Origin of the sequence: Spirochaeta cellobiosiphila DSM 17781 (assembly GCF_000426705.1) — a bacterium.
GTDB classification, from domain to species: Bacteria; Spirochaetota; Spirochaetia; order DSM-17781; family DSM-17781; genus Spirochaeta_E; species Spirochaeta_E cellobiosiphila.
In genome coordinates this window covers 168755-194854 of sequence record NZ_KE384556.1, presented here as the reverse complement: position 1 = coordinate 194854, position 26100 = coordinate 168755, and the positions used below count along the sequence as shown (strand labels likewise).

The following is a 26100-nucleotide window of genomic DNA, read 5'->3' as shown; positions in this document are numbered from 1 at the left end:
TGGTCTATTTGGTGCCTTGATTCAACCTATCTAATCGGCTTTGATCTTTCTTGATATGAAGGTTTTTTTCCTGTGTAGGAAGAACCGTTCCTAATTTGGCATTTTTAGCTCTTCTTAAGTATTTTACCTGAGTATAATAGAGATCTGCCTGGCCTGAGGCTTTTGCTTTTGAATATAGGAGAGCCAGGTTCCCTCCGTCTAAAAGTACTTCGAGAGGAATAGTTTTCCCTTTCTGATTTTTGATAAAAACATATCCCCCAGGGTAATCTCTGGTATGCATCCATAGATCATTACCCTTTACCCATTTTCTTAGAAGCTGGTCATTTTCTTTCGCTGTACGACCTACAAGTATATGATAGCCATGGGATGAGAAACTTAGTCCGGGTGTTTGGTTGTCTTCTTTATGTGTTTTTCTTTGGAAGGAGGACAGTTCTTTGAGTAATCCTGACAGGTCCTCCTGTTTTTCCAGATGATTAAGAACCTCTTCATAGTGATGAATCTGATTGTGGCAATTGTCTAGTTCTTCCTGTAGAAGCAGCAAACCTTGCCGACCTTTGCGGTATTTTTTATAGTAATTCTCTCCATTCTCCTGAGGACTTCGGCTGGGATCAAGGTGAATCGTTATATTGACTTCCGGGTCTTCATAGCTGGGAGCCACCAAAAAGGGATCCCCTGCTTTGAGCTTATAGAGGTTAGCCATGATGATATCCCCATAGGTTTTATACATTTCGTGATTTTGATAATCCCTTAAACGTTCACTATTCTTTTGAATACGGTTCTCCAGAACCATGATTCTTGTTTTTAACGCCTTGCGGGCCTGGTCTATTAGTTTGTTCTGGGTAAGTTCTTCATTCTTCTGCTGATAGAATTGATCCAGCTTGTCATTATAGTCTCCCTCTCCGGGTAGGTCCTTTAGGGTAAAGCTTTTCTTGCCGGGATCCTTAGGCGGGGGGAGGGTAAAAATTTCCCCTGAGTTTTCCCCTTTTCCAGGACGTCTATAATAACTGTCCAGGATCCTATTATTCTCATCAACGGCTATGACATTAGCCGCATTGGCCCATAAACGAATATAGAGTGTGGTCTGCCATTCTCCTTTGGTAATTACCAGACAGATAATTCGGTCTGTGAACCATTGTGACGCTTTAACAATACGTCCACCACCTACACGGGATCGAAGGAATTGAAGGAATCTCTGATTTTTTATTTGAGAAGGATAATTGCCACTGGTTCTATGAAACCGGATTTGACCAGGAGTAAAGGCTATCAAAAGCTTTTGAGCCTTTCCCGGTTTGTACACTTCCAATACAAGATGAGATAAGTCTGGTTGCTTTACTTTCTGTAAAAAAGAACCTTCCAGATCCAGTTCTTCCAGTACTTGGTTTATTTCTACCCAATTCATTAGCTTGCCACCTTATAGATAATAAAACAGACATACGCGATCAACAGGAAGACTCCATTCATAAAGGGAAGAAAAAAGGGATGTCTCTTCTTAAAACTTCTAAAAAGAGCCAGGCCAAAGAAGCTCAGTCCAGGCAGTATGATAAACAGAGCATGTAAGGCAAACCAGATATCAATCTTCAGGCTTGTTCTTCCTACCACTATGAGAAGTATATAGAGGGGGACTAAACCAAACTGACTAAAGCCTCTGGCCTGGGCTGCTCTCTGACTGGGCTTAATCCCATGATGATAGAATCGCCAACCGGACAGAACAAACCAGACATGAGAAATGACAAGAGCCGTAAGAAGCAGAAAATAAAGAATCGTAATGATTTGATTAAACAAAAGGATAGATCTCCCCAATAAGATGGAAGGATCCTGTTACTAAAACAGCCCCTTCCTTTCCTGCTAAATCTAATGCTTTTTCCAGCGCTTGTCTCGGTTCTCCTTCCACAATAACCTCATAATTATGATGAAAAAAAGCCTTCCCTAGCTGATGAGGATCCTGTGGCCGGAAGGTTCCTGCCCTTGTTACAATAATATGATCAAAACCTCTAGCTACCAAGGGTGCCAATTGGAGAGCATCCTTACCTTCTGATAGGCCGAAGACTAATACCTTTGGTTTCATTTCCTGAAAGCCGGAATGAAAGGCCTCTGATGCAAAGCCTAAACTATCTTCTGTATGGGAGCCATCAACGACAATATAGGGATGATGACTCTTAATCTCCATTCGTCCTGGCAGTCTGGTTCTCTGTATGATATCTAATGCTTGCTCAGGTAGTTCCCCTGTAATGTGAAGAGCTGTTAGGGCCAGGCAGGAGTTCTGGACTTGAACAGTATTAAGAGAGGCCAGGTTCAGATGCATTGTTGTACCATTCCATTGGATCTTTGCTTCCACACCTCCGGGAGATAAAGAAGTAGAGTCTATTGTCAGAAGATCCTTCAGTTCATATAGTCTAGAATGTCTTTGGGCTGTTATCTCTCTAAAAACGGGAATAACTTCCGGCTTTTCTGCTGATATTAGGCATGGTACCCCTTCCTTAATGATCCCCCCTTTCTCTCTAGCTATAAGATCAAGGCTATCTCCTAAATACTGGGTGTGTTCCAACTCTATAGGAGTAATAATAGAGAGGAGGGGCGTGACTACATTAGTTGCATCCAGACGTCCCCCCATACCAGTTTCCAGAACCAGATGAGTGCATCCTTGTTCGTGATAGATAATAAAGGCAGCTAATGTCAGGAGTTCAAAAGTGGTCGGCTCCCCACCAGGATAGTCCTTATGTTCTTCTATATATTTCTTTATCCGATGGATCGTCCTTATATAAATCTGATCCTCAAAAGCTTGTCCTGCCAGGGTAATTCTTTCTGTATAATTCACAATATGAGGGGATTGGTATAAGCCTGTTCTATGTCCTGCCCCTTGCAGGAGAGTGGCCAGGTAGAAAGAGGTAGAGCCTTTCCCTTTAGATCCTGCTATATGATAGATCTTCTTGTTTTCATGAGGATTACCAAAGTCTTGTAGAAGCTTTACCATCCTGTCCAGTCGGTACTCACGTTTTTCAGCAGTAGTCGTCTTTTCCAGATTAGTAAAGCTTTCCAGGTATTTAAAAGCATTAATTACAGTATTCATTTACGTTTCTTAAAAGCATTCCCGTGACTGGGAAATCCTTCATAATCACACAGGGTTGTAACAGGATCCTTTAATACTTGATAGCCTCCTGGTGTTGCAAAAACAACAGAGGAATATTTCATAAAGTCCCTCACAGAGACAGGACCATAGGTTTTTGCCTTACCCCCTGTTGGTAGAACTGCATTGGCACCGGTCGCATAATTGGCTCCTGAGAAAGGCAGGTTTGATCCTAAAAGGATTTCCCCGGCATTCCTTATGAGTTCAAGAGTTTCAAAGGGTTCATTGGTTTGCAGGGATAAGTGTTCAGGGGCAAACTCATTAATGACCTCTGCTCCCTCTTCTATAGAATCTGTTATTAGAATACCTCCATAACCACCTAATACATCGGAAGTGAACGTTTTACGAGGTTCAGGAAGATCCTTTATAAGAGTCCTCAAATTGTCTTTAACTGCTGTTGCTAATTCCTTGGAGTCTGTTACAAGTAAGGCTTGACTATCCGATCCGTGTTCTGCTTCAACAAGCAGGTCTAGTGACAAATTCCAGGGATTTGCCGAATCATCTGCCAGAACCATCGATTCTGATGGTCCCGCAGGCAGCCCCACATCAATAAAGGAGTAAACTAAACGTTTGGCGGCAGTTACATACATGCTTCCGGGGCCGGTTAATTTTACAACTGGCTTAATACTTTCTGTTCCATAAGTAAGGGCTCCAATCGCCTGAGCTCCCCCTACACGGTATACCTCATGGACACCACACTTTTGACAGGCATAAAGAACAGCTGGATCTACTTTGCCTTCAGGTCCGGGAGGTGTGACGACAACCACTCTGGGAACCTGGGCTATTTGAGCTGGAACGGCCAGCATATAAAGCATACTGGGAAAGCTCCCCCTTCCTGAAGGGACATAGAGTCCAACAGAATCAATGGGCGTGGCCCTTTCACCAGCCAGTAACCCTGGCTTTAAACTAAGCATTTCCATGGCCTTTGGCCTTTGGATTTCATGAAATGTTTGTGTGTGATCTATGGCAAAGTCCAATGCCTCTTTGACTGCCTGAGATAGGGATGCATTGGCTTGAATAAACTCTTCTGGTTGTACTTGCAAAGGTAGATGGTCAATGGAAATCTTATCAAACTCATTAGTATAAGAATAAAGGGCTTTGTCTCCTTCTTCTTTAACTCTATCAAGAATCTTTTGGACAGCAGGAATGACTCCCTGAATGTTTGTTTCTGATCTGGATAATAATTTTTGTTTTTCCTGGGGATCAAGGTCCTTCCAGTATCGTAGGGATATTTCCATCTAATGCCTCCTGTGCAAATATCATGCAAGATGATCTAAAATGTATTATGATAGACCTTGCAAGGTCAACGGCGGGTACGTATATAAATGAAGAGAACAATCCCTGATAAAGCCCAATTACTCATTGGAGCCAGCGCCCAAGGAATACAAGCCTGGCAATGTGAATATGATTATTGGTTTACCTATCTGATCAAAGAACTAAATAGCAGTCCTCTCGATATTATCTACAAAGGTAGTACCGTCCTTTGTAAGATTATGGACCTCGTTCCCCGCCTTCCTCGGGATTTGGATATTCTCATCCTCCCTTCCTCTGATAGCTACAGAAGTGATCTTCTGGACGAGAGTCAACAGCGAAAGAAATATTTTACTCAGCTAAAGGAACTTCTTGCCTTTCCTGAATTATCAGATCCTGTTATGGTGCTCGAGGATAGTCAGTATAGACAAGTCCAATATCAGTTCCGTTATCCCTCTTATTTTCAAGGGGCTGATGGGGGAGTCCTGACTCTGGAACTAAGCTTATACCAGGGAGAACCTTGGGAGAAGTATTCTCTAAAGGGACCATTCGATATCGAAGCTATGTCTATTGCCTGTTACAACCATGAACAATCTTTCCTGGATAAGATTAATATTATCAGCCACAGGTATCACCTACTAGCTCAAGGACACAAATGGCCTAGTCCTTTTATTCACCATTATTATGATTTATGGTTTCTTTTACAGAACCCAGTCTACCGCAAACTCCTGGATCAACCTTCTGCACGTTCTTATCTAGACAGTTTATTCAAAGGGAAATACCCTCTGGAGCTCAATAAGAATCCTGCCTTTATGTTGTGGCCTTTTGACTTAATGGATAAAGCCGTTACTTGGTGGCAAGAAGCCTCTCCTCTGTATTTACATGAGATACCTGACTTTTGGGAGCTTATTGGACAGATTTCTCAATGGTTGGGTCCCGCTTCCCAACTGGACTAATATGGATAACAATCATATTCTATAACTATGAATCTACATGAACTAGAACTATTCCTGCATCTATCCCGAACTCTTCATTTTGCCTCTACGAGCCGGGCTTGCCATATAAGCCCCAGCGCTCTAAGCCGGACTATTCAGCGTTTAGAAGAGGAGGTGGGACAGGCCCTTCTCATACGAGACAACCGCACCGCCAAGTTAACAGAAGCAGGAACACAGTTCCGGGACTATGCCCAGACTGTAGTGGAAGATTGGAAGAATCTAAAATACAGGCTAGATAGTGATGAGGACATACTCAAAGGGGATGTCTCCCTTTACTGTACAGTAACAGCCTGTTACAGCATACTACCTGATATTCTGGCTCAATTCCGTTCTCATTACCCTCAGGTTCATATCAATCTGGAAACAGGAGGCGCCTCCTCAGCTCTTCTCAAAACCGCTGCTGGTGAAGTGGATCTATCCATTGCTCCCCTTCCCAAAAAGCTCCCTGAATCTGTTGAAGTTAGAAAAATCATGGAAACCCCTCTTTTATTTATAGCTCCACAGGTGGAATGGCCCTATGAGGACCTGCTTACAACGGATCCCCTGCCATGGGACAGGATTCCCATGATCCTATCAGAGAAGGGGGTAGCCAGACGCCAGACAGATGATTGGTTTAAATCTCAAGGAATAGAACCGAACATTTACGCCCAGGTGGGAGGAAATGAAGCCATTCTGGCTATGGTAGCCTTAGGTTTAGGAGTAGGGGTGGTTCCGCAATTGGTCATTGATAATAGCCCTATGAACACAAAGGTTCGCGTACTTGGAACGTCACCGGAATTAGATTGTTTTGAAGTGGGATTGTGTGTTAACAAAAGCAAACTAAAAAATCCCGCAGTTAAAGCCTTTTGGGAGTTGTAAAATTAAAAATATGGAGTATTATATAGCAAAAATAGGAGAAATAGATGGTTAAAAGATTTTCACTCATGCTAGTAATTGTAAGTCTCGTCTTCATATCATGTAATATGAACTCAGGATCAAGCGATTCCGAAAGCGATAAAGAAGCTGTTATATCAAAGACCAATGAGGCATTGAGCACTATTGATAAATTGGTAGATAGTATCAAAAACTCATCAGATGGAGAAAATGTAAACTATAAAGGGACTATTGAGCAGCTGGACAAACAAGCGGATGAGATCCTCTCAATGGATAATGATAATTATACGGGAAATACCATAAAATCAGTAACACTTGTTGCCCAATTGTATTCAAATGAAAATGTAAAGTCTTGGATTGATGAGTTTTCGGTTACATCAGATTTGGACTTAGAAGACTATAGTGCTAGCGAAATGAGTTCTGGTGTTAGTCGTGCTATCATATCACCAGCAAACGATCAGGAGGAGATTGAAGATTCTATTCTTCCTGCGGTTAATAAAGCCTTAAATCACTTAAATATTGCATGTGATAATATTAATGAAAACACTATTACGGTTAGTTCTTTTCAAATAGATAAAGGAGACTTGCTAGCTTATAGTGGAGTGTTAAAGATAGCTAAAGCTATTATTCAAGCTTCTTTAGTATTAGATTTTAATGCTGTGAATCCAAATGATAAATCAAAAGCTTTGAAATATGAAGATTTAGAAAATTTTGAAAAAATAAATATCTACTTAGCTAACTATAATGATGATACATCAAACTTCTTGGGTTTTTATAATGCAAATTACTTACTTAAGACACGATTAACCTTACTGGAGTCAATTAAAGATTTGAAAGAGGCTGTAAAATATATTAATAATGAGACTGACGATCAGGTTGATGACCTAATTACTCCAGAGATATTATCATCACTAAATGCACTTCTTGATGAGAATAAAAATGCTTTATCAATTCATGATATAGGAGATATAGGTTCAATCGATAAGCTTTTGAATGTGTGTACAGGTCTTGTAGATGGTTCAACAACAGTTAGAATAGGTGGTGATATGAAATTAAAACCGGGAAAAGTATTTGATTTGAAGTCAACACTTTCCAATGGTTTAAGAGACTTTAAGTTGGCTTGGGACTCAGGTAAAGAATCTTTTGTTGCCCCTAGTAATAGTTTTGATTATACATTCGGTGGAATTGTTCAAAGTGGTTTCTTGTCTTCTGATCAATATGTCAGTGCTTTTACTGAACTTATAATACCTTCAACAAATGATAGTCAAACTGAGTAATATTGAATAGTTATTAGACAATAAATCTTGTTGTATATTAAAGCGGAGAATGGATTATGCTCAAATTAGAAATAATTATTCTCTGCTTAATAGCTTTCAGTCCCTGTATATTTAGCGATGACTACATACCTACTGAAACTTTTTTCGTTCAACAAGATATTGTAATACCTTATATTGATAGCCAAGATAACTATTCGTTTATCACATCCAACCAACTAAACTTTTCAATAAATAATAAAAATTGGTTCTCAACTTTTTTTTATAATTGGAATGAAATTGCAGTAACTGAGAATGACTTAATTAAGAACGTTGATTCTACTAAGATTAAATATACTGATGAAAGTATTGGTATATTACTTGGATATACCCTTAATACGGGCATAACCCTTTACGCAGGTGTTGACTTAGATAGTAATTTTTCATTCGGTTCTTCATTCGAGTATAAGGACACTTTTTTTGGTTTTAAGCTAGTTGATTCCATTCAAAATTATAGTTTAGAAATAGATTATCCGGATGATAATTCTTTTGATTTGTCTGGAAGACTGTCAAGAAGAAGTTTTGAATCTAATATCAGCAATGACAAATTTACAATAGAGAATAAAATTTTGTGGGGAGATTTGGAAATTGATGAACCATCATGGAGATCTGGTACAGAATATTGGGCCATCCTATCAGATTTACGAATAGGTGAGACAAATAAATTTATTGGTAGTTTTAAAACATTAAACATAGAAGGTAGTGCTAGTTATAAAGGTTCTAAATATGTAAATTGGGGTGATCACAATCAAATTACATACATACATATTCAACAAACTCATAAATTTAATTCTTTTTTTTGTTTTGGCCCCTTATTAGATGCTCTTATGTTTAATTCGAATGATGATCTATTAATCTCTTCTGTTCCATTTCATCCTCTTGCTGCTTTGTATAGTTTTAAAATAAAAAAACTAAATTGGTCTGGCATTACTATGTTGGGTATCAAAAACTATACTTCGATAATGAATCATATAGAGTTGGAATTAAGTCTATCAACAAGTTTAAGAAATGATGTATTTAGATATGAAAATACAGAATGGGATTATTATCCATTAATTTATCACTACAGAGAGAATAACATTAGTCTTCTTCGTAGCTTTGATTCATTATTTCAGCTTGGCATTGCTTACAATGTAAATAAACACTTTTCCATAAAATATAATCAATTAGTCCCTTTTAGCTTTAGTAATGTAATGTCAACTGTATTTCCTAAAGGATCCTCTTCAAATAATAATGATACCAACACAAACACAAGCTCTGAGATTAAAGACACTGATAGATTTGTTTTTGGTGGAGCAAAGATTAGTGTTTCTTATAGTTACTAAAAAACCGACTCCTGAAGAAGTCGGTCTTGACTGTTTTGGCAGATATATTTATCTGGTAAAAAGCCCTCTTATCGAGAGTAGAATTCAACGACAGACTGTTCATTAGCAACAGTTGGGATATCCTCTCTGAAAGGATCTCTTACAACAGTACCTTTGATGTCGTCTTCTGAGAATTCCAACCAGGAAGGAAGAGATCTAGACACTTTAGTCATGAACTCTCTAGCCATCTTCTGGGTAGATTCTTTTTTCTTCATCTCAATAACATCGCCTGTTCTAACAAGAGCACTAGGAATAGTGTGTCTCTTACCATTGAATACAACGTGACCATGGCTTACCATCTGTCGAGCCTGGCTTCTAGTAGAAGCTAAACCTAATCGGTAAACTACATTGTCCAATCTTTTTTCAAGAAGAATAAGCATGTTGTGACCAGTCTGACCAGGAAGTTTCTTAGCCTTTTTGAATAGGTTAACAAATTGCTTTTCACTTAAACCATAAGCGAATTTAAGCTTCTGCTTTTCCTTGAGCTGTCTACCGTATTCGGAGATTTTCGCTCTTCTTTTCGTCTGTGTACCTGGGGCAGATGGTTTCTTTTTGAGAAGCTTATCATATTTCGCTTGCTCAAAAATATTTGTCCCCAGACGTCGAACTATTTTACCTTTAGCTCTGGTTTTTCGGTTCATTTGAACTCCTCATGACTATGAAGATTATAAATTCATAGCCGACAAATATTTGATGAAGATTCAAGATAGAGAATTTACCATCCTTTGTCAATCTTAAGCTCCCCGGGTCTGATAAAAAGTGAGCTCAAAACAGGCTCCCTTTTCCCGGTTAAGGACACGAATGCTTCCTTCATAGGCTTCTACAATATTTTTTACCATAGATAAGCCCAATCCTGTCGCCCCCTGAGTATCCTTACGACTACTATAAAACCGCTGAAAGATTTTATGCTCTTCTCCTGAAGGAATCCCCGGGCCTTCGTCTGTAATGGTTATTCTGAGACCGTTAGGATTCTTGGTAAATTCCACATAAATCTTACCTCCTTCAGGAGAATAACTTAGGGCATTCCCTAATAGGTTGGAAAATATCCTATGAATCAAGTCCTCCTGACCATAGAGGAGGTAATCCTCATTCTCCTGTTTTGACAGGACCAACTGACAATCAGGACGAATCAAATTGTAACTGGGCCATAGTTCTTCCAGAAATTGGTCCAGTCTGATAGGAGTCCTTTGTTCTGTTTCAAGTATTTTATCAACTCTGCTATAATCCTGAAGGGCTTCAGTCAACCGGGTAAGGCGCTTCAGATTCTGTTCAATCAATCCCTGAAGTTTGACCTGATTATCACCAGTGGTTTGGGGTAATAACTCAACAGCCGATTTGATACCTGCCAGAGGATTTTTAAACTCATGGTTCACGTCTGCACCAAAGGATTCTACAAATTGTACATGCTTCTCTAAACGATTCCTTAAATCTTCCAGGGACCTGGATAGCTTGCCCACTTCATCCTTTAACAAGAATTGAGAGAACTTACCCCGGATGGAACCACGGGCTGGAATAATAGAAGCCGCCTCGTGGGTTAACTTAGTCAAAGGTTTTGTGATCGTTAAGGCTGAGATGGCCGTCAAAAGAAAGGCCACAAGACTACTCAAGAGAATGATCTTAAAAAGGTCCAGCCGTAATTCATAAAGATTTTGAAGGATACGGTAGGTAGATTGGCTGGCTAAGACCACAGCGGCAACCTGATCTCCTTCCCAAATAGGCAAAGCTGTATATAAGGTAACCGATTGCTGGCCCCCCCCACTCAAACGGGTTACAGCCCCATATTGGCCTTCCAATGCAGTTCGTATCTCCCAACCATCATATAAACCGGTTGAGGAATAATAGCTTTCTGTGTCGACAGGCAAAGGAGCTGTGAAGATGCGGCGATAGATTTTGATAGGCATAAGGGCTAAACGATAGAGAAAGCTATCCCTGCTGTCATCTTCTTCCTCGTCTATACTGCTATATTTCCGTCCCTTAGTCAGAGGAGTATGTTTTGGTTCGTATAAGGTACTGCTATCAACAATGAGTTTTTTAGATAGAGATATGATACGAAGCCTGGTTTCTGTGGCCCCTTCCAAATTGGTCAGTATCTGTTTTGCCCTGTCAGGCAGAGTCTTCCCTGTATCTTTTAGGCTAGCGCCAATAAGTCTAGCCTGCTGTACCATGGATTTCTCCTGTACTTCTAAAAGCTGCTTTTCATAAAGATCCAAATAAATAAAGGAAGCAATGGGAAGGAACACAAGGAGCAGATTAAAGAGAAGGATACGTTGGCTTAGACTGCTAAGGGGTGTTCTTAAAGCGGTAACCCAGACCATAAACCGTTTGAATCTGTTCACTATCCCCTCCTGCCTGTTCAATTTTACGTCTGATCCGTTTGATATGGGTATCGATGGTACGGGAACTAACAAAAGTATCCATCCCGTAGATGAGTTCCATTAATTGATCCCTTGTCCACACACGGGAGGGTTCCAGGGCTAACTTATGAAGGAGATTGAATTCTGTGACTGTTAAATCCAATAGATCAGCATTCCAAAAAGCCTGATAGGAGGTTTTATCCAGGGTAAGATCACCTCTTTTAAGCTTTTCCTCTGTGTTAGCTGTTTGATCAATACGTCTTAAAAGTACTTTAACCCGCACCATGAGCTCCCTTAAACTAAAAGGCTTACATAGATAATCATCTCCCCCAAGCTCAAGTCCCAATATTCTGTCGATTTCTTCTGTTTTACTAGATAGAAAAAGAACAGGCACTCCCTGGTCAATAGAACGAAGGCGACGGCATAATTCCAGACCATCCATATAGGGCATGGATACATCCAGAATGATAAGATCAGGTCTTTTCTCACAAAAGACCTGCCAGGCCAGTTTTCCATTCTCATAGGTTTGGACCTCAAAGCCTTCCTGTTCCAAAGCCATCTTCAAGGTTTCTCTAAGACTTAATTCATCATCAACAACGGCTACTGTCATGGTGGTATCATAATTCAAAACGGATAAACCCTCCATCCACTGCTAACAAACTTCACAATATTGCCACAATTTGGTCAAGCTCCTGACATTTGGACCCATTAGCTTTGGATTATCAAAAGTCCTTAAAGGAGTATCCCATGACAATCGAGGATAAAACAAAAAAACATTTAGGTTTACTGATAAAAGCATCCATTTTATTAGTGTTGGCTTTGTTAATTCTCATTCCTATTTACAATGTGAAGAGATTATTAAGAGAACGGGAAGAAAGAGCCTCTCGTACTACATCACAAGTTATCAATCAATGGGGGGGGCGCCAGTATATCATGGGTCCCGTTTTAGCCGTCCCTTTTCGTTTCACAAGAGATATAGAAGAGGATAAGAAGATCGTTACCAAAATCTACAAAGGGGTAAAATACTTTCTTCCCAGTGAGTTGGTTTTGGATACAGACACAGAGTCTGTAGAACGACATAAGGGAATATTTACCATCCCCCTGTACAAAAGCCAGTTAGGGATTCATGGGCACTTTGATAAGCTAAGCTTTCAAGAAAACAGGGGTGATAACCTTCAAATCCTATGGGATCAAGCCAAAATCAATATTGAAGTAGCCAGTACTATAGGATTGTCCCAAACCTTAAAGCTTCAATGGAATGGCTCCACTACAGAGTTTTTCCGGGATTTATCCGGTAATGATATTATGTCTGATCCGCTGGGTGCCCCCTTAGGGGCGAATCCTAGGGAAGGTGGTGATTTTAGTATCGACTTAAATCTGAAAGGGGGAGAATCCCTGGAATTCTATCCCTTAGGTAAGGAAGTAAAACTCAGTCTCAATTCGGATTGGTCTAGTCCTCAATTTACAGGTACCTTCTTACCTGATGATTATGTCATCAATGAAAAAGGAACAACAGCCTCTTGGTCCATGGGGGCTTATAACGTTAACTTTCCCCAAAGCTGGTATGCCGGGGATATTGATAAGAATCTTGTCTACGAAAGCAGATTTGGAGTAGAGTTTACCGAGGTCATTGATCAGTATTTCCAGGTGCATAGGGCTTTAAAATATGCTTTCCTATTCGTTTTTATGCCTTTTATCGCCCTCTTCCTCATGGAGATTATCTTCAAACATCCCTTACATACTGTTCAGTATCTCTTTATTGGTTTAGGAACGGCTTTTTTCTTTCTCCTACTTCTGACTTTGTCAGAGCATCTTGATTTCTGGTTATCCTATGGCTTGTCCGGATTAGGCACATCCCTTTTAATTTACTTTTATGGAAGGGCTATTTTACCAAACCAAGCCTCCCAATTGAGTCTGTTAGGCTTATTGATACTGTTATATGCCTATCTATTCTTATCGCTCCAATCAGAAGATTATGCTCTACTCATAGGGTCTTTAGGTTTATTCGGCCTCTTTAGTGCGGTTATGATAGGAACCAGAAAGTTAGATTGGAATGAAGTAGGTATGTATGCTCAACCCCATAAGAGAAAGGACGAAACTGAAGAAGAGGAATAGAATATCCCTTCCTGCCCAGGGGGCTTCGTTAAGCGTTCGATGATCGCTATAGGATCGGGTCAGAAAGGCATCGCCCAGATGATCCGCTAAAACAAAGGTTCTAATCATCAAAGGAGCTAAGGAATAACGGATCATACTAAAGGGGGAGGCTTTATAACCTCTCAACAAGGCTCCCTCTCTTTGCTTTCTATATTCCTGTTCTAATAAGGGAATGGCCCTAATGGACAAGGATATTAATGTACTTATTCTCGTTTTTATAACAGCAGGAAGGAACCAAAGAAGTTGGATGACTCCTTTCTGCATATCCTCTGGAGAGGTGGTTTTAACAAGCCATTGTCCCCACAATAGCAATTGAAGAAAGGTGCAAACATTATCCAATCCCTGATTCAGGACGGGATAGTTTAGTACCCTTTTAGCCCAAAAGGGAGCCATAGCCAAAAGCAGCGCCAGTATTATGGTCGTTTTGCTTAACAGCTTTGTTCTGATCTTCATTATCCTGCTCAGAAGGGTCATGAGAAGTAAGAGAATGGCTGTTTCAACACCCTGCAATTGATAATACCCGAAGGACAGGATAATTAAGCCCATGATTTTGGGAGCCGCCTGTATGCGATGGAGTAGGGTCGTCCCTGTCTGATAGGAGAACATGTTTAATCCAACCAAGATAGACTCTCTTTGGGTCTGATATGGTAATCATAGGGAGGATGAATATCCCATTGTCTGAGATCAGGAAGGGTTTCAAGGGGCTCATCATAAACAAGCCTACCCTGATGAAGAATGATGAGCCTATCTGACAGGGCCAGGAACTTTTCCAGATCATGACTGATGATAAGGATCGTTCTTCCTTCTTCCTTTAATTGTTGCAGAATCCTTAGCAGTTCTCCTACTCCCGAATAGTCCAAGCCCGTGAAGGGTTCGTCCAGGATAATGACTTCAGGATCCATTACAAGAACCGATGCAAGGGTTAGTCTTTTCTTTTCTCCCCCGGAGAGAAACTGGGTATTTCTGTCTTTTTTATGGGAAAGTCCTACCTGGTGAAGCGCTTTTTCTACCTTTTTAGGAATGACTTCTTTTTTTTCCTTCCTGTTACGAAGACCAAAAGCCACTTCCTCCTCCAGAAAGGGGGCTACAATCTGATGATCCGGGTTCTGGAACACAATACCGATAGCTTGTCTTACGGTCTTAATGTCCTTATGAATGTTTTGATTTTTGTAGGTAATATATCCTTCTGTAGGAAGTTCCAGACCAACCAAGTGCCTCATTAAGAGGGTCTTGCCAGAGCCATTGGCTCCGGACAAGGTAATGAACTGGCCTTCCGCCAGAGATAGAGTAATATCTTTAAGACCCCAATGGGAGTTCTCAAATTGATGACTGAGTTTATGAATGTTTATGATGTTTGGCATGACGTGATACTTTCGGTAATAAACTTCCCAGGGAAACATAGAGGATCTGAGCTAAGAGGGCCGCCAATAGGGCTTTGACTACATCTCCTGCCATATAGGGAATCATCGACTCGGCCGCTTTCTCTAGATCATTCATTCCTGTGACATTATTCAGCCAGGGAATCCCAATAGCATAAAGACTGACAGCTCCCAGAATCATGGCAATCAAATCTCTCAAGAAAGATCTTTTTGTCCCGATCACCACAAGCCCAACCACAAATGGTGCTAAGAGGTAGCCGAACAGGAAGCCTCCTGTAGGTCCCAGGAAACGGGCTACACCTGATGTGGCCCCTGCAAAGACAGGTAAGCCAATAATACCTAAAAGCAGGTATAATCCCATACTAACCACCCCCCAAAGGGGCCCTAAAAGTAAGCCGCTCATGAGGACAAACATGTTAGCCAGTACGAAGGGAACAGGCCCAACAGGTACGGTTATATAAGAACCTACAGCTGTCAAAGCGGCAAACAGGGCCGCTAAAATAGACAGTTTTAATGAATCATTTCGTTTCATGATCCCTCCTTTATAACTAAAGAGCCCCCCAGGAGCTCTCTTGTGTCGCCATTTATATCTATAAGAGCCTGTCCCAGGGGACCAACCCCCAGGAAGCGGCCTTCATAACTCATTCTATCTACATAAAGGACTTCTTTGTTCATATGGGAACAACGTTGATTCCATAAGTCGGGAATAGGTCCCTTCTCCAGTTGGGATTCATAGATTAACCATCGCTCATTAAAGCTGTTATATAATTCCTTGCGAGAGGGGAGGTTCCCATGATCTTTAAGGCAAGTCGCTCCTGGGGTCTCTGAGGGGGCATATTGTCTATTGATTCCTATGCCAATATTGCTGAAGAGGATTTGATCCCCCCTTATATAGTGGTCAACTAGAATACCTCCCAGTTTTAAACCCTCCAGATGAAAATCATTAGGCCATTTGAGCCCGATCGATAGGTCCATCAGCTGTTCGATCCCTTCTGCCATAGCCAGGGAAGCTCCCATGAGGATGAGATTGGCTTTATGCGCGGCCAGAGGGATTCTGTTGATTTGGGTCAAGTATAGGTTCCCTTCTGGACTCTCCCAATGCTTGTCCCGCCGGCCAATGCCCTCTTCCTGAATCTCTGCAAACACAACACTGTGATGAGGATGACCTTTTATGGCCAGATCTCTGGCTATATTCATGGTTGTACTGATCTGGGAGAAAGTATGAACCTTGTCTTCTTCCCCGGGAAAATCGTAACTGCTTAAGGTATCTTTTTGTTCTTCCAGATAATAACCCTTCTTGGAGGAACGAATAGGATAGCCCATTTCCTTGAGGGACTTGATGTGTTTCCAGGCCGCCACCCGGCTAATCCCCAGCTGTTCTGCCAGGGTTTCACCGGATAAAGCTTCCTTGCTTTCTTGTAGGATTTGCAGGATAAGTGTTTTGTTGTTAACCATTATTGTTTTAGAGGTTAACGAATTCGTTTTGGACTGTCAATCCTCTTTGGCTTTTGTCACCCCTGTCTCTGGATCAACATCCTCTTTCAAGGTTTTATAGACAGATATTGCCTTAGTCAAATCCTGAATATTGCTACTGGATTCCATGTTTTTATCTCTGATTTGTACCATGGACTCATGAATTTCTCTAACCCCTTGTTCTATCTCTCTTAGCCCTAAACCAGCTTCCTGGGTAATTCCTTCTAGCTGAGTTATTCCGTTTTTGATTGTCATGCTCTGTGTTTCAATGGAATTGGTTTCCTCTGTGATCCCTTCAATGATGTTCTGGCTGGTAGTCGCAGTCTGCAGGATGTTGCGACTTCCAGAGTATAATTCCTTCATATTGGAATTGATCTCTTCCAGGGCCTGGGTAAAGATGGACATTTCTTCATAAATAGACTGAAAGCTATCTGTACTTATCTGACTAAATTCAAGGGCCTGTTTGATCTTGGTTGTCACATTTCTAAGGGAATCATCAATCATGGAAGCATTTTCTGTAGTAGACTCGGCCAGGGTTCTGATTTCCTCTGCTACCACAGCAAAACCTTTACCTGCTTCTCCTGCATGGGCTGATTCGATAGCAGCATTCATACTGAGTACATTCGTTTGCTGGGCTATTGCATCAATGATGGTAATGATCTCCAGCATATTATCGATTTCCTGATTGATATTTTTAATAGACATAAAAGTATGTTCTATCTTTTCTCCCCCTTCTCTGACGGTCTCCCGTAGAATGAGGGCACCCTGTTTACGTTCTTCTGTCAATTTGGACACAGACTGAATGGAGGCATTCATTTCTTCAACAGCACTGGATGTATCCTGAATGGCTTCCTTTTGCTGTATTGTTTGTTTGCTTAAGCCCTCTACGTTATCTACAATGTAAGACAAACTGCCTGTTGTTTCCGATACGGTTCTGGTAATGACTTGAAAGTTCTTGTTCAGTGTTTCTATGTTCTTGGATATCTGTTCAATGGCCACAGTAGACTCATGACTGGCGGAAGATATCTCCGAACTTTCCTCACTAATGCTGACCCCTGTACCCTGGACGTGGCTGAAGAAATCATTAAGATCAATGATTATCTGGTTCAAGTATTGTCCTAATTGAGAGATTTCATCTCTACCATTAATAATGGTTGTGTGGCTTAGGTCCTGATCCGCCACCTTCTGTACGGCTTCACTCATGTCTTTAACACGTTTCGTAATACGTGATGAAAAGAGGAAGGTAAAGATGAATATGATCCCAATGACCACTACACTAATGATGTTTGCCAAAAGAGAATCTCTCTTTTGGGTTTCTTCAATCTCATGGGTGATCCTATTGCTAAGGGCACTGATATTGGCGATGGATCCATCCAGGGATTGATTCAATGAGGCTACATCTGAAGCTAATTTGTTTAAAAACTCCTGACTCTCCCAATTGTTCTGTTTTCCTAACAGGACCAATCCATATAAGGAATGGTCTGCCATATAATCAACAGCCTCTGTGCCCCCTATTTTTAGTAATTCACTATTAAGATTATCTATCTTTTTTTCATAAGGGATCCATGTGGAATTGATTTTATCCAGGACCTCTCCCAGTTCTGAGGATAAGCCATTGAGCTGAATTCCCAGTTGGAGTGCTTTAATTCCATTAGCCACATTTTGTCTACTCTCCTCAAAGCGCCCCTTCGTAAGGGCCAATCCTTTGTCGGAGTAATTCATTATTAGTAGAGATTGTTGAAGCTCTTTCCAGGTGATGAGAGATTCTAATGTTTTAAGCTGGATATCATGTATGGCATTGGTCTGATCTCTGCTTACTTTGTTGATAAGCATCATGAAAACAAATCCGCCAATCACTAACAACAATACTAAGAGAAACTTTAGTCTTATCTTCATATATATAATTATGCATAAGTGGGTCAGCAATAACAAGATTGATAAATTGACTAATTAACAAAATCTCCATTACACTAGATTTATGAATATGCGATTGACCACTCCCGGGGACTATCCCTGGATCATCAACTGTGTCGCTTCCCGGGAATTTTGTGTGCAATGGAGTGGTACTAATTATACCTATCCCCTTACTATAGGTCAGTTGGAAGAGGCCGTCACAAAAGGTCAAACCACAGAGGAGGCGCATTTCTACACTCTTGAAGAAGAGGGGAAGCCTGTAGGGCATATCAAGTTAAGGATCGACAGGGATAATCAAATGGTTCACCTGGGCACAGTTCTGGTTGATCCTCATAAAAGAGGTCAAGGTATCGGAACTCTTCTCGTTAAAAAGGCTTTGGTCATCGCCTTTGGTCAGTATAAGGCTCATCGGGTAGAACTGGGTGTTTTTGCCTTTAATAAGGGAGCCTTGCGTGCCTATGAAAAGGCAGGATTCCAGGTCGAAGGACTCCTTCGTGATATTAAAAAAATGGGGGACCAGTTCTGGTCATTATACCTTATGAGCATTCTTGAAGATGAATATAAGGCTGAAAGGGAATAAATGCTTAGACCAAATGGGCAAAATGCTTAGACCAAATATCTGGTTTGCTTACAAGCATTTCTAGAGAATCTACAAACCATTAACAATATTAAGAGGGCGTTGTCCTTTCTGAACCCGTATTATATTGGACCATACACCCTGGTGTGCTCTTTTAAAGACACTAGTAGTGGTTCCTCCAATATGGGGGGACAAGAGCAATTTGTAATCGAAAGCTTCTCCTAAGTTCAGAAGAGGATTGTCATCCTGTACCGGTTCAGGGGCTAATGTATCCAGTCCTGCTCCTCCGATGTGTCCTTCTATCAATGCTTCACAGAGATCTTCCTGCTGAACCAATTCTCCCCGTGCTGTATTGATCAACAGAGCTCCCTTCTTCATTTTATAAAGGAAATCCTTATTCACCATTTGATTGGTTGTTTTGTTCGCGGGTAGGTGTAGACTGACAATATCCGATTCCTGCAGTAGCTCATCAAGCTCTTTATATTCAGCCCCGTAGTGATCTAAGTCCTCTGGCTTATGTCTGGAGTAGCATAGTATAGAGCATCCAAAGGCCTTGAGGAGCAGGGCTGTTTTCCTGGCAATGGCACCAAAACCAATGAGGCCTACTACAGAATCTCCTAACTCAGGTATTCCTTCCATAATGAAGCGTCCCTTCGTCTGGATTTGCTGACCATTTTTTACCAAGTGATCCCCTTCTTTAAGGCGTCGCTGAAGGGCCAATATGAGTAAGATTGTCTGTTCTGCGACAGCTTTGGCATTAACCCCTGCATTATTACAAAGGTAGACTCCCTGTTTAGCGGCGGCTTCTCCGTCTATTCCATTATATCCCACACCCTCTGCATGGATGATCTTGAGTTTGTTCAAGCCCTGAATGAGTTTTGCCGGAACCTGGGCGATGGAATCTGCGAAGAGGGCCTGGGCTTCCCTTGCCGTACTAAGGATCTCATCAATGGGATCTGTTATGTCTTTGAATATAAGTTCGAAATCCTTAGGAAGGGTTGTGAGGTCATAGTATTTTCTAACCCTGTCTTCGGATGTCATAATGAGTATCTTCATTGTAAGCTCCTTACTGCTGGGGGTATCGTCCTATTCTAGGGGAAAAATCCTTCCCATGAAAGGAAAATAATGTAAAACTCAGAAGCGGAGGTTTATTGTGAAAATTTCTCTTATGGCAGCGGTTTCTGAAAATGGAATCATAGGTTCTGATCTGGATATCCCCTGGAAAGTGAAGGGGGAGCAGTTGCTTTTTAAAGCCATTACCTACAATCAGTGGATTGTGGTAGGACGTAAAACATTTGAATCAATGGGTAAACTCCCTAATCGCCATTATGCTGTGATAAGTAGAACAGTAACTTCCTCTGAAGAAGCTGATGTTATCTTTTTCCCATCTATTGAAGAGGCGATTACAGAACTGGAAACTAAAACTGATCATGTGATTGTCTCCGGTGGAGGACAGATCTACCAGGCTTTTCTTCCCTATGCTGATACGATTCACAGGTCAATCGTTCATACCCGGGTGGAGGGGAATGTGGGCTTTCCTGATATTCCTGATTGTTTCCACAGGGTCTTTGAACAGAAGTTTCATTCTAATATCGATTATACTTATCAAATCTGGATCAAATAAGGACTTGCGAACTAAAGGGGTTGGGGATAATCTTTAAGCATCAATATAAAAAGGATGGTAAAGAAGTATGAGCTTAGATAGATATGGAACTTTGAAGGGTAAGGTTATTGAGTATAAGTTGGGTACTGGTGACAATCCCCATTTTCAAATTCTCATTAATGATGAGACTGATCTCCATCGTATTGCTGTCAATGTGAAATCTCAAGCTACCCCATCGGAAGTCCTTTATATTATTGACGATGATTTTAATCATCCGATTATCGAGGTCATTAAAGATTTTAATTATGGCTTTCACCCTCTTGACCGGGGACTTGATTATATTAGGGGTAATCTTTTTGATCCCGAAAAGATTGTCCCCCTTCCTTTTAATATTCCGGGACCTGACAATGATTTGAATGAGAAAATCCAGAATCTTGTTAATAAGGTTCAATCAGAGGAAGGGGATGTGTATGCTTTCGGCCAGAAGTGGGGGCCGGAGAAAGACAAACGGGATAAGTATTTTGGATTCAAACCGGGTAACGGCATCCATGATATTCATATGAATCAAGGTAACTTTGGTCGGTGGATGTCTGATAATGGTGTTTATCAGGATGGGGGATTGCTTTTTTACCTACCCCAGTCCCATAAATGGGCCGCTGTATTCTTAGCCTTTCAATCACAAACTTGGCATACTGATGAGATTAGTGGCAATCCTTTGGCAGATAATGAATACCATGATCAGTTCAGCTTTGGTTCTGTTAAAATTATGGCTGCCTTGATTAATCCTTTAGGGGCGGATCAGGGAAAGGAAAGAATACTCCTGTTCAACCCCACAGCCCAATCTATAAATCTGAATGGTTGGTCTTTATTGGATCAATCAAAAAATAAATACTACCTGGCACATGAGTCCCTGGCCTCCGGTGCTGTATTGGACATCACACTTCCGGCAGATTCTATCTATCTGGGGAATTCCGGGGGACTCATCACTTTATTGAACAAGGAAGGAATCAAGATTCATGGTGTCAAATACGCCAGGAATGATATTCCTTCCAGTGGATCTTATCTGGTTTTTTGATGGGCATAATCTTCTGGATCAATAGATCTACGGTAGAGAGTGCCTAAGCCTTTGGCTGATATGGTAAGAATGTCATCGTAGGAGCCTTTCTGAATGTTTTTATAAATCTGGACTGGCTCTTCACTATCTATAATGGCTCCACTGCCGAAGTAGGCCTTAAGAGGGGTCAGTCTTAAATCGATGGACTGATCATTTTTGACGATGGCTGTCCATTGTCCATGTTGACTCAGGAGGGATGTTTCTTCTATTTCATAACTCTCAGGATAGTAGTATTCATAAGTTCCATCAGGATAGATGTAGTATCTTTTCCCCATACCATCAGAAGTCATTGTTGGCGCTACATAATAAAATCCAACCAGAAAGCGGGCTTTCACTGGTATCCTGCTATACCCTTTGATCCAATCATTGGTTTTTGTATCAAGGGCTCTAAGGTTTTCTAAGTCCTTATCTTCCAGCGCATGGTCATAATGATCATAACCTGCTTCAAAGGCTCGGTAGAGGTATTCACGAGCCTGGATCACATAACGCTGGACATCCTCCTCATTACTCATGTAAAGGGACACACTGCAACTGGCATTGTACCAGGCATAATCAGACCTATAGTAATGAGAATCTCCTGCACTAATATAGGGATAAATAGCATCCCCATAGCGACCGGTATCATATAATACATCTCCTAATAGATAATAAACATCAGGATGGGAATCACTCATAAGTAGATCCACAAGCAGATTTTCAGCCTTTTGATATTGTCTGTTATTGTAAAAATCAAGAGCCTTTTTATAGCTATCAATACCAGGGTAATCCGATTTCATCGGGGAAGAATAGGATTGTGCCCATTTGATAGCCTCTGTGGAAAAGGGGAAATCAAACTTTGGATTAGCTTGAGAATAGAGGGAATACATAGTTAGGAATGTTAGTACATATAAGGAAAATAGTTTTTTCATTTCTTTAGAGCTCCTACTAATAAACATTATTAATAGAACAGATTATACAACGCTCTTAGGATTCTCATCAACATTGACTAAGAATGACCTAAAGGCTAATATTTATTTCATTATGAGTGATAGAACATTTAAAGCTTATCTCGTTGAAGAACAGGCGGGACAGTATAAGGGAACGTTAGTGGAACGTTCTCTTTCCGATCTTCCAGAGGGAGATCTTCTTATCAAAGTCCACTATTCTTCCTTAAATTATAAAGACGCCCTATCCAATATTGGAAACAAAGGGGTTACCAGAAGTTATCCTCATACTCCGGGGATTGATGCTTCCGGGGTCGTTGTCTCTTCAAACAATAATGATGCTTTTAAATCAGGAGATCAGGTTATTGTTACAGGTTATGATTTGGGTATGAATTGTCCAGGAGGTTTTGGGGAATACATTCAAGTTCCCGCCCATTGGGCTGTGCCTTTACCTGAAGGTATGTCCTTAGAGGATGCTATGGCTTGGGGGACTGCTGGTTTAACAGCTGCTATGGCCGTGAATAAGGTTATCAGTGTTATTCCTCCTACTTTAGGTCCGGTTGTGGTAACAGGCTCTACAGGAGGCGTGGGATCCGTAGCCATCAGATTGCTAAAGAAATTGGGATATGAAGTACATGCTGTAACTGGTAAAACCGATCAAGATTCTTTTCTTCATAGTCTGGGTGCTACCTCTATAGTAAAACGCCAGGAATGGGAATCTTCTCCTTCAAGGGTGTTGAATAAAAGTATTTATGCAGGAGCTATTGATACGTTAGGTGGTCCTGTATTAGAGAATATCCTTACTTCCATCAAAGCACAGGGGGCTGTCTCCTTATGCGGTAATGCTTCCTCTGGTGACCTTCATACCAGTGTTTATCCCTTTATATTAAGGGGTGTGTCCTTATTCGGTATCGATTCACAAAATTGTCCTGATGAGCTTAGACGCTATCTTTGGACAAAAATGGCCGATGAATGGCGCCTTGAAGATAGGGATGGTTCTTATCGTATTATTGAGCCAACCCAATTAGGAGAGGAACTAGATCGTATGATCAAAGGAAATTCCTTGGGACGAAGTGTCCTTAAGTGGTAATTGATAAGCTGAGATTATGATCTCAGCTTTTTTTATTTGGAGGTGCTATGATTAAGTTTGCTGTAATTGGTGAGTATCAGGATGATAATCAGACCCATATCCTACTCGAAAAATCACTGGAAGAGATGTCTTCCTCTTTGGGAAAAACAGCCCAGATTGATTGGATTGATACAAAATTACTTGATGAAGAAGGTTCTTCCATACTTTTGCCCTACCATGGTATTTGGAGTGCTCCTGGTAGTCCCTTTCATAGTCTGGAAGGCGCTATCAGTGGTATTCGTTATGCCCGGGAAAACCTTATTCCTCATTTAGGTACCTGTGCTGGTTTCCAGCATTCTGTTATAGAGATAGCCAGGAACTTACTAGGTTATACTGAAGCTCAACACGAAGAATATGATCATGAATCCTCTGTGTTATTCATTAGCAAGTTACAATGTTCCTTAAAAGGTAAGACCATGACTGTCCATATTAAAAAAGGAAGTCAGGCTTTTGCTCTCTATGGGAAGGCCCTAGCCGATGAAGACTATTATTGTAACTTTGGAATAAACCCTGATTTCAGACCTCGGTTGAATCATCCTGATGTCTTAATAAGCGGTGTCGATGATGATAATGAGATCCGAATACTGGAATTGGGAGATCATCCTTTTTTTATATCCACTTTATTTGTCCCCCAATCGAGATGGACACTGGAACATCCCCATCCCCTAATAAAAGGTTTTGTCGAAGCAGCCAGTGTCATGGCAGAGTAAGGACTACTTACGATCAATCGCCTTTTGATTGAACCTTTCATCTTCCTTAAGGAGAGTCTGGTAATCAGACTCTCTCACTAGTCGTCCCTGATCAAACAATAGAATTTTATGAGTCTGAGCCAGGGTTTTGACATTATGGGCTATCATAATAATAGTCATACCTGTTTCTGATTGATATTCCAATAAACGGGACATGATTGATTCTTCTGTCTTGGCATCCAGGGCTGAGGTACATTCATCCATAAGAAGGATTTGGGGATTAAGGTAGATGGCCCGGGCTATGCCTATTCTCTGTCGTTCTCCTCCTGAAAGGGAGTAGCCTTTTTCTCCTAGTATGGTATCTCTGCCTCTTGGTAGTTTTTCTATAACAGGTGTTAGATTGGCTATATGGCAGGCTTTATCAAAGAGAAGGGGATCGAAATTCCTCCCCATGGTTACATTTTCCACTAAGGATATGGCAAACAATTCTGTTTCCTGTAGGACAATGGATATATTTTTGGTTAGTTCTTCCTGTTTTATCTGTGTTAGATCTAACGCATCATAATGGATCTGACCTTGATTAGGATGATATAAACCGAGTAGAAGCTTAAAGATGGTTGATTTTCCAGATCCTGATTCTCCAGCCATTCCAATAATCTGTCCTTGATTAATCCCGAAGGTGATATCCTTGAGGATTGTTTTGTCTTGATAGGCAAATTGGACTTTGTTGAATTGGATAGATTCAAGCTTAGGGGGGAAATGTTCCTCTCCTGTCTTTAAAGTGTTTTCCGTCCAGAAGATATTCATCATTCGTCCCAGGTTAGACTTTTGTTCTATCATCAGTTGAAATTGGTTGGTAAAGCGAGTGGCTCCTTCCCTCAGGCGGGCAAAATACATGGTGTAGGTCGTAACCAAGCCAATGGATAAACGCTGATTGATCACGAGATAACCTACGAAGAATAGGAACATTCCCCAACTAATGGCATTATGCCATTGAACGGCCTGCCATTTGATTACTCCTAATCGTACCCGATCCTGGGAAAACTTCTGAGTCAGCTGTTCTTTATCGTTGATTTGTTTTGATAATTCCTGTCCAGCCCCTAAAGCTTTTACTGAGGTTATATTACTGGCCCCTTCAACAAAACGGCCTGAGGCGTTTTCCATTGCTTTGTTAATGGTATCACTGAGTAAGGATATTTTTCGATCAAAATAGAGTTCTGTCATTACGAGGACAACAAAGTAGTAGATAAAGAATATTGCAAATATGGGGCTTAGTAAGACACAGGTGACCAGGACAATGAGGAATGAGCTGAATGTGGGGAATATCACATTCATGAGATCGATAACCCATTGCCGGATAGCTTCACTTCCTGTGATGAGACGCTGGGCTTTATTCCCTGTTGACTCCTGTTGATGCCAGGATAGGCTAAAGTCTACTAATTTTTGAAAGCCCCAGGTCTTGGCTCGATACCGGGCGTTGACACTAATGATTTCGATCTGCTTTTTACACTCTAATCTTATAAAGGCGAATATCCCCGTAGCAATAGCCAGGAATAGGGCATAGTATATTAAGGGATTCATGGAATCACCCTGGTGATAGTTTGTTAAGAAATTAACTACACGTCCAATAATGTAAGGGGGCAGGGATTCACTCAAGAGTACAATGTTGAGAATAATGGCAAAGGTTATGAACTTTTTCCTGTCTCCGTAGAAAAAATACCATATGGCTCTGGGCAAGTCTTTGAAGCGAAAATCCATGGCAGCTATCTCCTTAGCGGGCATTATAGCCTTTGCTTTTTAATTACGCAAATTTATAGAACAGTTGATTTTCTTTATTTGTGTATGTATTTTTTTTCCATAAAATAAACTTC

General features: G+C 40.9%; 25 protein-coding genes. 10 read left to right on the top strand and 15 right to left on the bottom strand.

Features of this window, described 5'->3' with window-relative positions; genetic code table 11:
• Window positions 1–4 precede the first annotated feature (4 nt).
• The 4 genes from K345_RS0113545 to hisD are packed head-to-tail and all read right to left on the bottom strand — an operon-like array spanning window position 5 to window position 4362.
• The gene (locus tag K345_RS0113545; RefSeq protein WP_028974624.1) at window positions 5–1399 is read right to left on the bottom strand and encodes an NFACT RNA binding domain-containing protein; all 1395 of its coding nucleotides are present in this window, start codon (window positions 1397–1399) and stop codon (window positions 5–7) included.
• Window positions 1399–1782 (bottom strand): hypothetical protein, encoded by a 384-nt coding sequence (locus K345_RS0113540; protein WP_028974623.1) that lies wholly within the window; start codon window positions 1780–1782, stop codon window positions 1399–1401. Before K345_RS0113540 ends, K345_RS0113545 begins: the two co-directional genes overlap by 1 nt.
• Complete coding sequence (locus tag K345_RS21100) at window positions 1775–3067, bottom strand: bifunctional folylpolyglutamate synthase/dihydrofolate synthase (protein WP_053228307.1); 1293 nt, start codon at window positions 3065–3067, stop codon at window positions 1775–1777. Before K345_RS21100 ends, K345_RS0113540 begins: the two co-directional genes overlap by 8 nt.
• Window positions 3064–4362: a histidinol dehydrogenase gene (gene hisD, locus K345_RS0113530; protein WP_028974622.1), complete on the bottom strand. Its 1299-nt coding sequence runs from the start codon at window positions 4360–4362 to the stop codon at window positions 3064–3066. Before hisD ends, K345_RS21100 begins: the two co-directional genes overlap by 4 nt.
• Before the next feature lie 87 nt (window positions 4363–4449).
• On the opposite strand from hisD, the gene K345_RS0113525 reads away from it, so the two are divergent.
• From K345_RS0113525 to K345_RS0113510, 4 genes are read left to right on the top strand one after another with little or no spacing between them, the layout of a single operon-like run.
• Window positions 4450–5331 (top strand): nucleotidyl transferase AbiEii/AbiGii toxin family protein, encoded by an 882-nt coding sequence (locus K345_RS0113525; RefSeq protein WP_028974621.1) that lies wholly within the window; start codon window positions 4450–4452, stop codon window positions 5329–5331.
• A 27-nt stretch (window positions 5332–5358) separates the two neighbouring features.
• Window positions 5359–6228 carry an HTH-type transcriptional activator IlvY gene (gene ilvY, locus K345_RS0113520; RefSeq protein WP_028974620.1) on the top strand — a complete coding sequence of 290 codons (870 nt, stop codon included), beginning with the start codon at window positions 5359–5361 and terminating at the stop codon, window positions 6226–6228.
• A gap of 44 nt (window positions 6229–6272) precedes the next feature.
• A complete protein-coding gene (locus K345_RS0113515) occupies window positions 6273–7520 on the top strand; it encodes a hypothetical protein (RefSeq protein ID WP_028974619.1) in 1248 nt (415 codons plus the stop codon).
• Between the two features lie 56 nt (window positions 7521–7576).
• Window positions 7577–8881, top strand: coding sequence for a hypothetical protein (locus tag K345_RS0113510; RefSeq protein WP_028974618.1), 1305 nt, complete (start codon window positions 7577–7579; stop codon window positions 8879–8881).
• A gap of 68 nt (window positions 8882–8949) precedes the next feature.
• Here the strand turns inward: K345_RS0113510 and rpsD are convergent, their stop codons facing one another.
• The 3 genes from rpsD to K345_RS0113495 form a co-directional block, all read right to left on the bottom strand.
• Window positions 8950–9561, bottom strand: coding sequence for a 30S ribosomal protein S4 (rpsD, locus tag K345_RS0113505; RefSeq protein WP_028974617.1), 612 nt, complete (start codon window positions 9559–9561; stop codon window positions 8950–8952).
• Between the two features lie 93 nt (window positions 9562–9654).
• Complete coding sequence (locus K345_RS0113500; RefSeq protein WP_156888408.1) at window positions 9655–11256, bottom strand: HAMP domain-containing sensor histidine kinase; 1602 nt, start codon at window positions 11254–11256, stop codon at window positions 9655–9657.
• Window positions 11201–11902 (bottom strand): response regulator transcription factor, encoded by a 702-nt coding sequence (locus K345_RS0113495; RefSeq protein ID WP_028974615.1) that lies wholly within the window; start codon window positions 11900–11902, stop codon window positions 11201–11203. The genes K345_RS0113500 and K345_RS0113495 overlap by 56 nt, the downstream gene beginning before the upstream one ends.
• 119 nt (window positions 11903–12021) lie before the next feature.
• On the opposite strand from K345_RS0113495, the gene creD reads away from it, so the two are divergent.
• Window positions 12022–13389 (top strand): cell envelope integrity protein CreD, encoded by a 1368-nt coding sequence (creD, locus tag K345_RS0113490; protein ID WP_028974614.1) that lies wholly within the window; start codon window positions 12022–12024, stop codon window positions 13387–13389.
• Here creD and K345_RS0113485 read toward each other — a convergent pair.
• Genes K345_RS0113485 through K345_RS0113465 form a run of 5 tightly spaced genes read right to left on the bottom strand, consistent with a single transcriptional unit; the run spans window position 13318 to window position 18176 of the window.
• Window positions 13318–14049 (bottom strand): energy-coupling factor transporter transmembrane component T, encoded by a 732-nt coding sequence (locus tag K345_RS0113485; protein WP_028974613.1) that lies wholly within the window; start codon window positions 14047–14049, stop codon window positions 13318–13320. The two genes, creD and K345_RS0113485, sit on opposite strands and share 72 nt — an antisense overlap.
• Window positions 14037–14789 carry an energy-coupling factor ABC transporter ATP-binding protein gene (locus K345_RS0113480; protein ID WP_028974612.1) on the bottom strand — a complete coding sequence of 251 codons (753 nt, stop codon included), beginning with the start codon at window positions 14787–14789 and terminating at the stop codon, window positions 14037–14039. Before K345_RS0113480 ends, K345_RS0113485 begins: the two co-directional genes overlap by 13 nt.
• Window positions 14764–15339 carry a biotin transporter BioY gene (locus K345_RS21095; protein ID WP_083963776.1) on the bottom strand — a complete coding sequence of 192 codons (576 nt, stop codon included), beginning with the start codon at window positions 15337–15339 and terminating at the stop codon, window positions 14764–14766. Before K345_RS21095 ends, K345_RS0113480 begins: the two co-directional genes overlap by 26 nt.
• Complete coding sequence (locus tag K345_RS21090; RefSeq protein ID WP_053228306.1) at window positions 15336–16262, bottom strand: biotin--[acetyl-CoA-carboxylase] ligase; 927 nt, start codon at window positions 16260–16262, stop codon at window positions 15336–15338. The genes K345_RS21095 and K345_RS21090 overlap by 4 nt, the downstream gene beginning before the upstream one ends.
• A gap of 36 nt (window positions 16263–16298) precedes the next feature.
• Window positions 16299–18176 carry a methyl-accepting chemotaxis protein gene (locus K345_RS0113465; protein WP_156888407.1) on the bottom strand — a complete coding sequence of 626 codons (1878 nt, stop codon included), beginning with the start codon at window positions 18174–18176 and terminating at the stop codon, window positions 16299–16301.
• Window positions 18177–18258: 82 nt separating this feature from the next.
• Here K345_RS0113465 and K345_RS0113460 point away from each other — a divergent pair, with 82 nt between their 5' ends.
• Window positions 18259–18774 (top strand): GNAT family N-acetyltransferase, encoded by a 516-nt coding sequence (locus tag K345_RS0113460; protein WP_028974610.1) that lies wholly within the window; start codon window positions 18259–18261, stop codon window positions 18772–18774.
• Between the two features lie 69 nt (window positions 18775–18843).
• On the opposite strand, the gene K345_RS0113455 is transcribed toward K345_RS0113460, so the two are convergent.
• On the bottom strand, window positions 18844–19827 hold the full coding sequence (locus tag K345_RS0113455; RefSeq protein ID WP_028974609.1) for a 2-hydroxyacid dehydrogenase: 984 nt from the start codon (window positions 19825–19827) through the stop codon (window positions 18844–18846).
• A gap of 97 nt (window positions 19828–19924) precedes the next feature.
• Here K345_RS0113455 and dfrA point away from each other — a divergent pair, with 97 nt between their 5' ends.
• Window positions 19925–20395: a trimethoprim-resistant dihydrofolate reductase DfrA gene (gene dfrA, locus K345_RS0113450; RefSeq protein ID WP_028974608.1), complete on the top strand. Its 471-nt coding sequence runs from the start codon at window positions 19925–19927 to the stop codon at window positions 20393–20395.
• A 67-nt stretch (window positions 20396–20462) separates the two neighbouring features.
• Window positions 20463–21449 carry a DUF2278 family protein gene (locus K345_RS0113445; RefSeq protein ID WP_028974607.1) on the top strand — a complete coding sequence of 329 codons (987 nt, stop codon included), beginning with the start codon at window positions 20463–20465 and terminating at the stop codon, window positions 21447–21449.
• Here the strand turns inward: K345_RS0113445 and K345_RS0113440 are convergent.
• Window positions 21434–22396: a tetratricopeptide repeat protein gene (locus tag K345_RS0113440; protein WP_028974606.1), complete on the bottom strand. Its 963-nt coding sequence runs from the start codon at window positions 22394–22396 to the stop codon at window positions 21434–21436. The genes K345_RS0113445 and K345_RS0113440 overlap by 16 nt on opposite strands.
• Window positions 22397–22508: 112 nt before the next feature.
• Here K345_RS0113440 and K345_RS0113435 point away from each other — a divergent pair, with 112 nt between their 5' ends.
• Window positions 22509–23501, top strand: a complete 993-nt coding sequence (locus K345_RS0113435; protein WP_028974605.1) for a YhdH/YhfP family quinone oxidoreductase — start codon at window positions 22509–22511, stop codon at window positions 23499–23501.
• Between the two features lie 47 nt (window positions 23502–23548).
• Window positions 23549–24250 (top strand): CTP synthase C-terminal region-related (seleno)protein, encoded by a 702-nt coding sequence (locus K345_RS0113430; RefSeq protein ID WP_028974604.1) that lies wholly within the window; start codon window positions 23549–23551, stop codon window positions 24248–24250.
• A gap of 3 nt (window positions 24251–24253) precedes the next feature.
• Here K345_RS0113430 and K345_RS21085 read toward each other — a convergent pair whose 3' ends face one another.
• A complete protein-coding gene (locus K345_RS21085; protein WP_053228304.1) occupies window positions 24254–25987 on the bottom strand; it encodes an ABC transporter ATP-binding protein in 1734 nt (577 codons plus the stop codon).
• Between the last annotated feature and the right edge of the window lie 113 nt (window positions 25988–26100).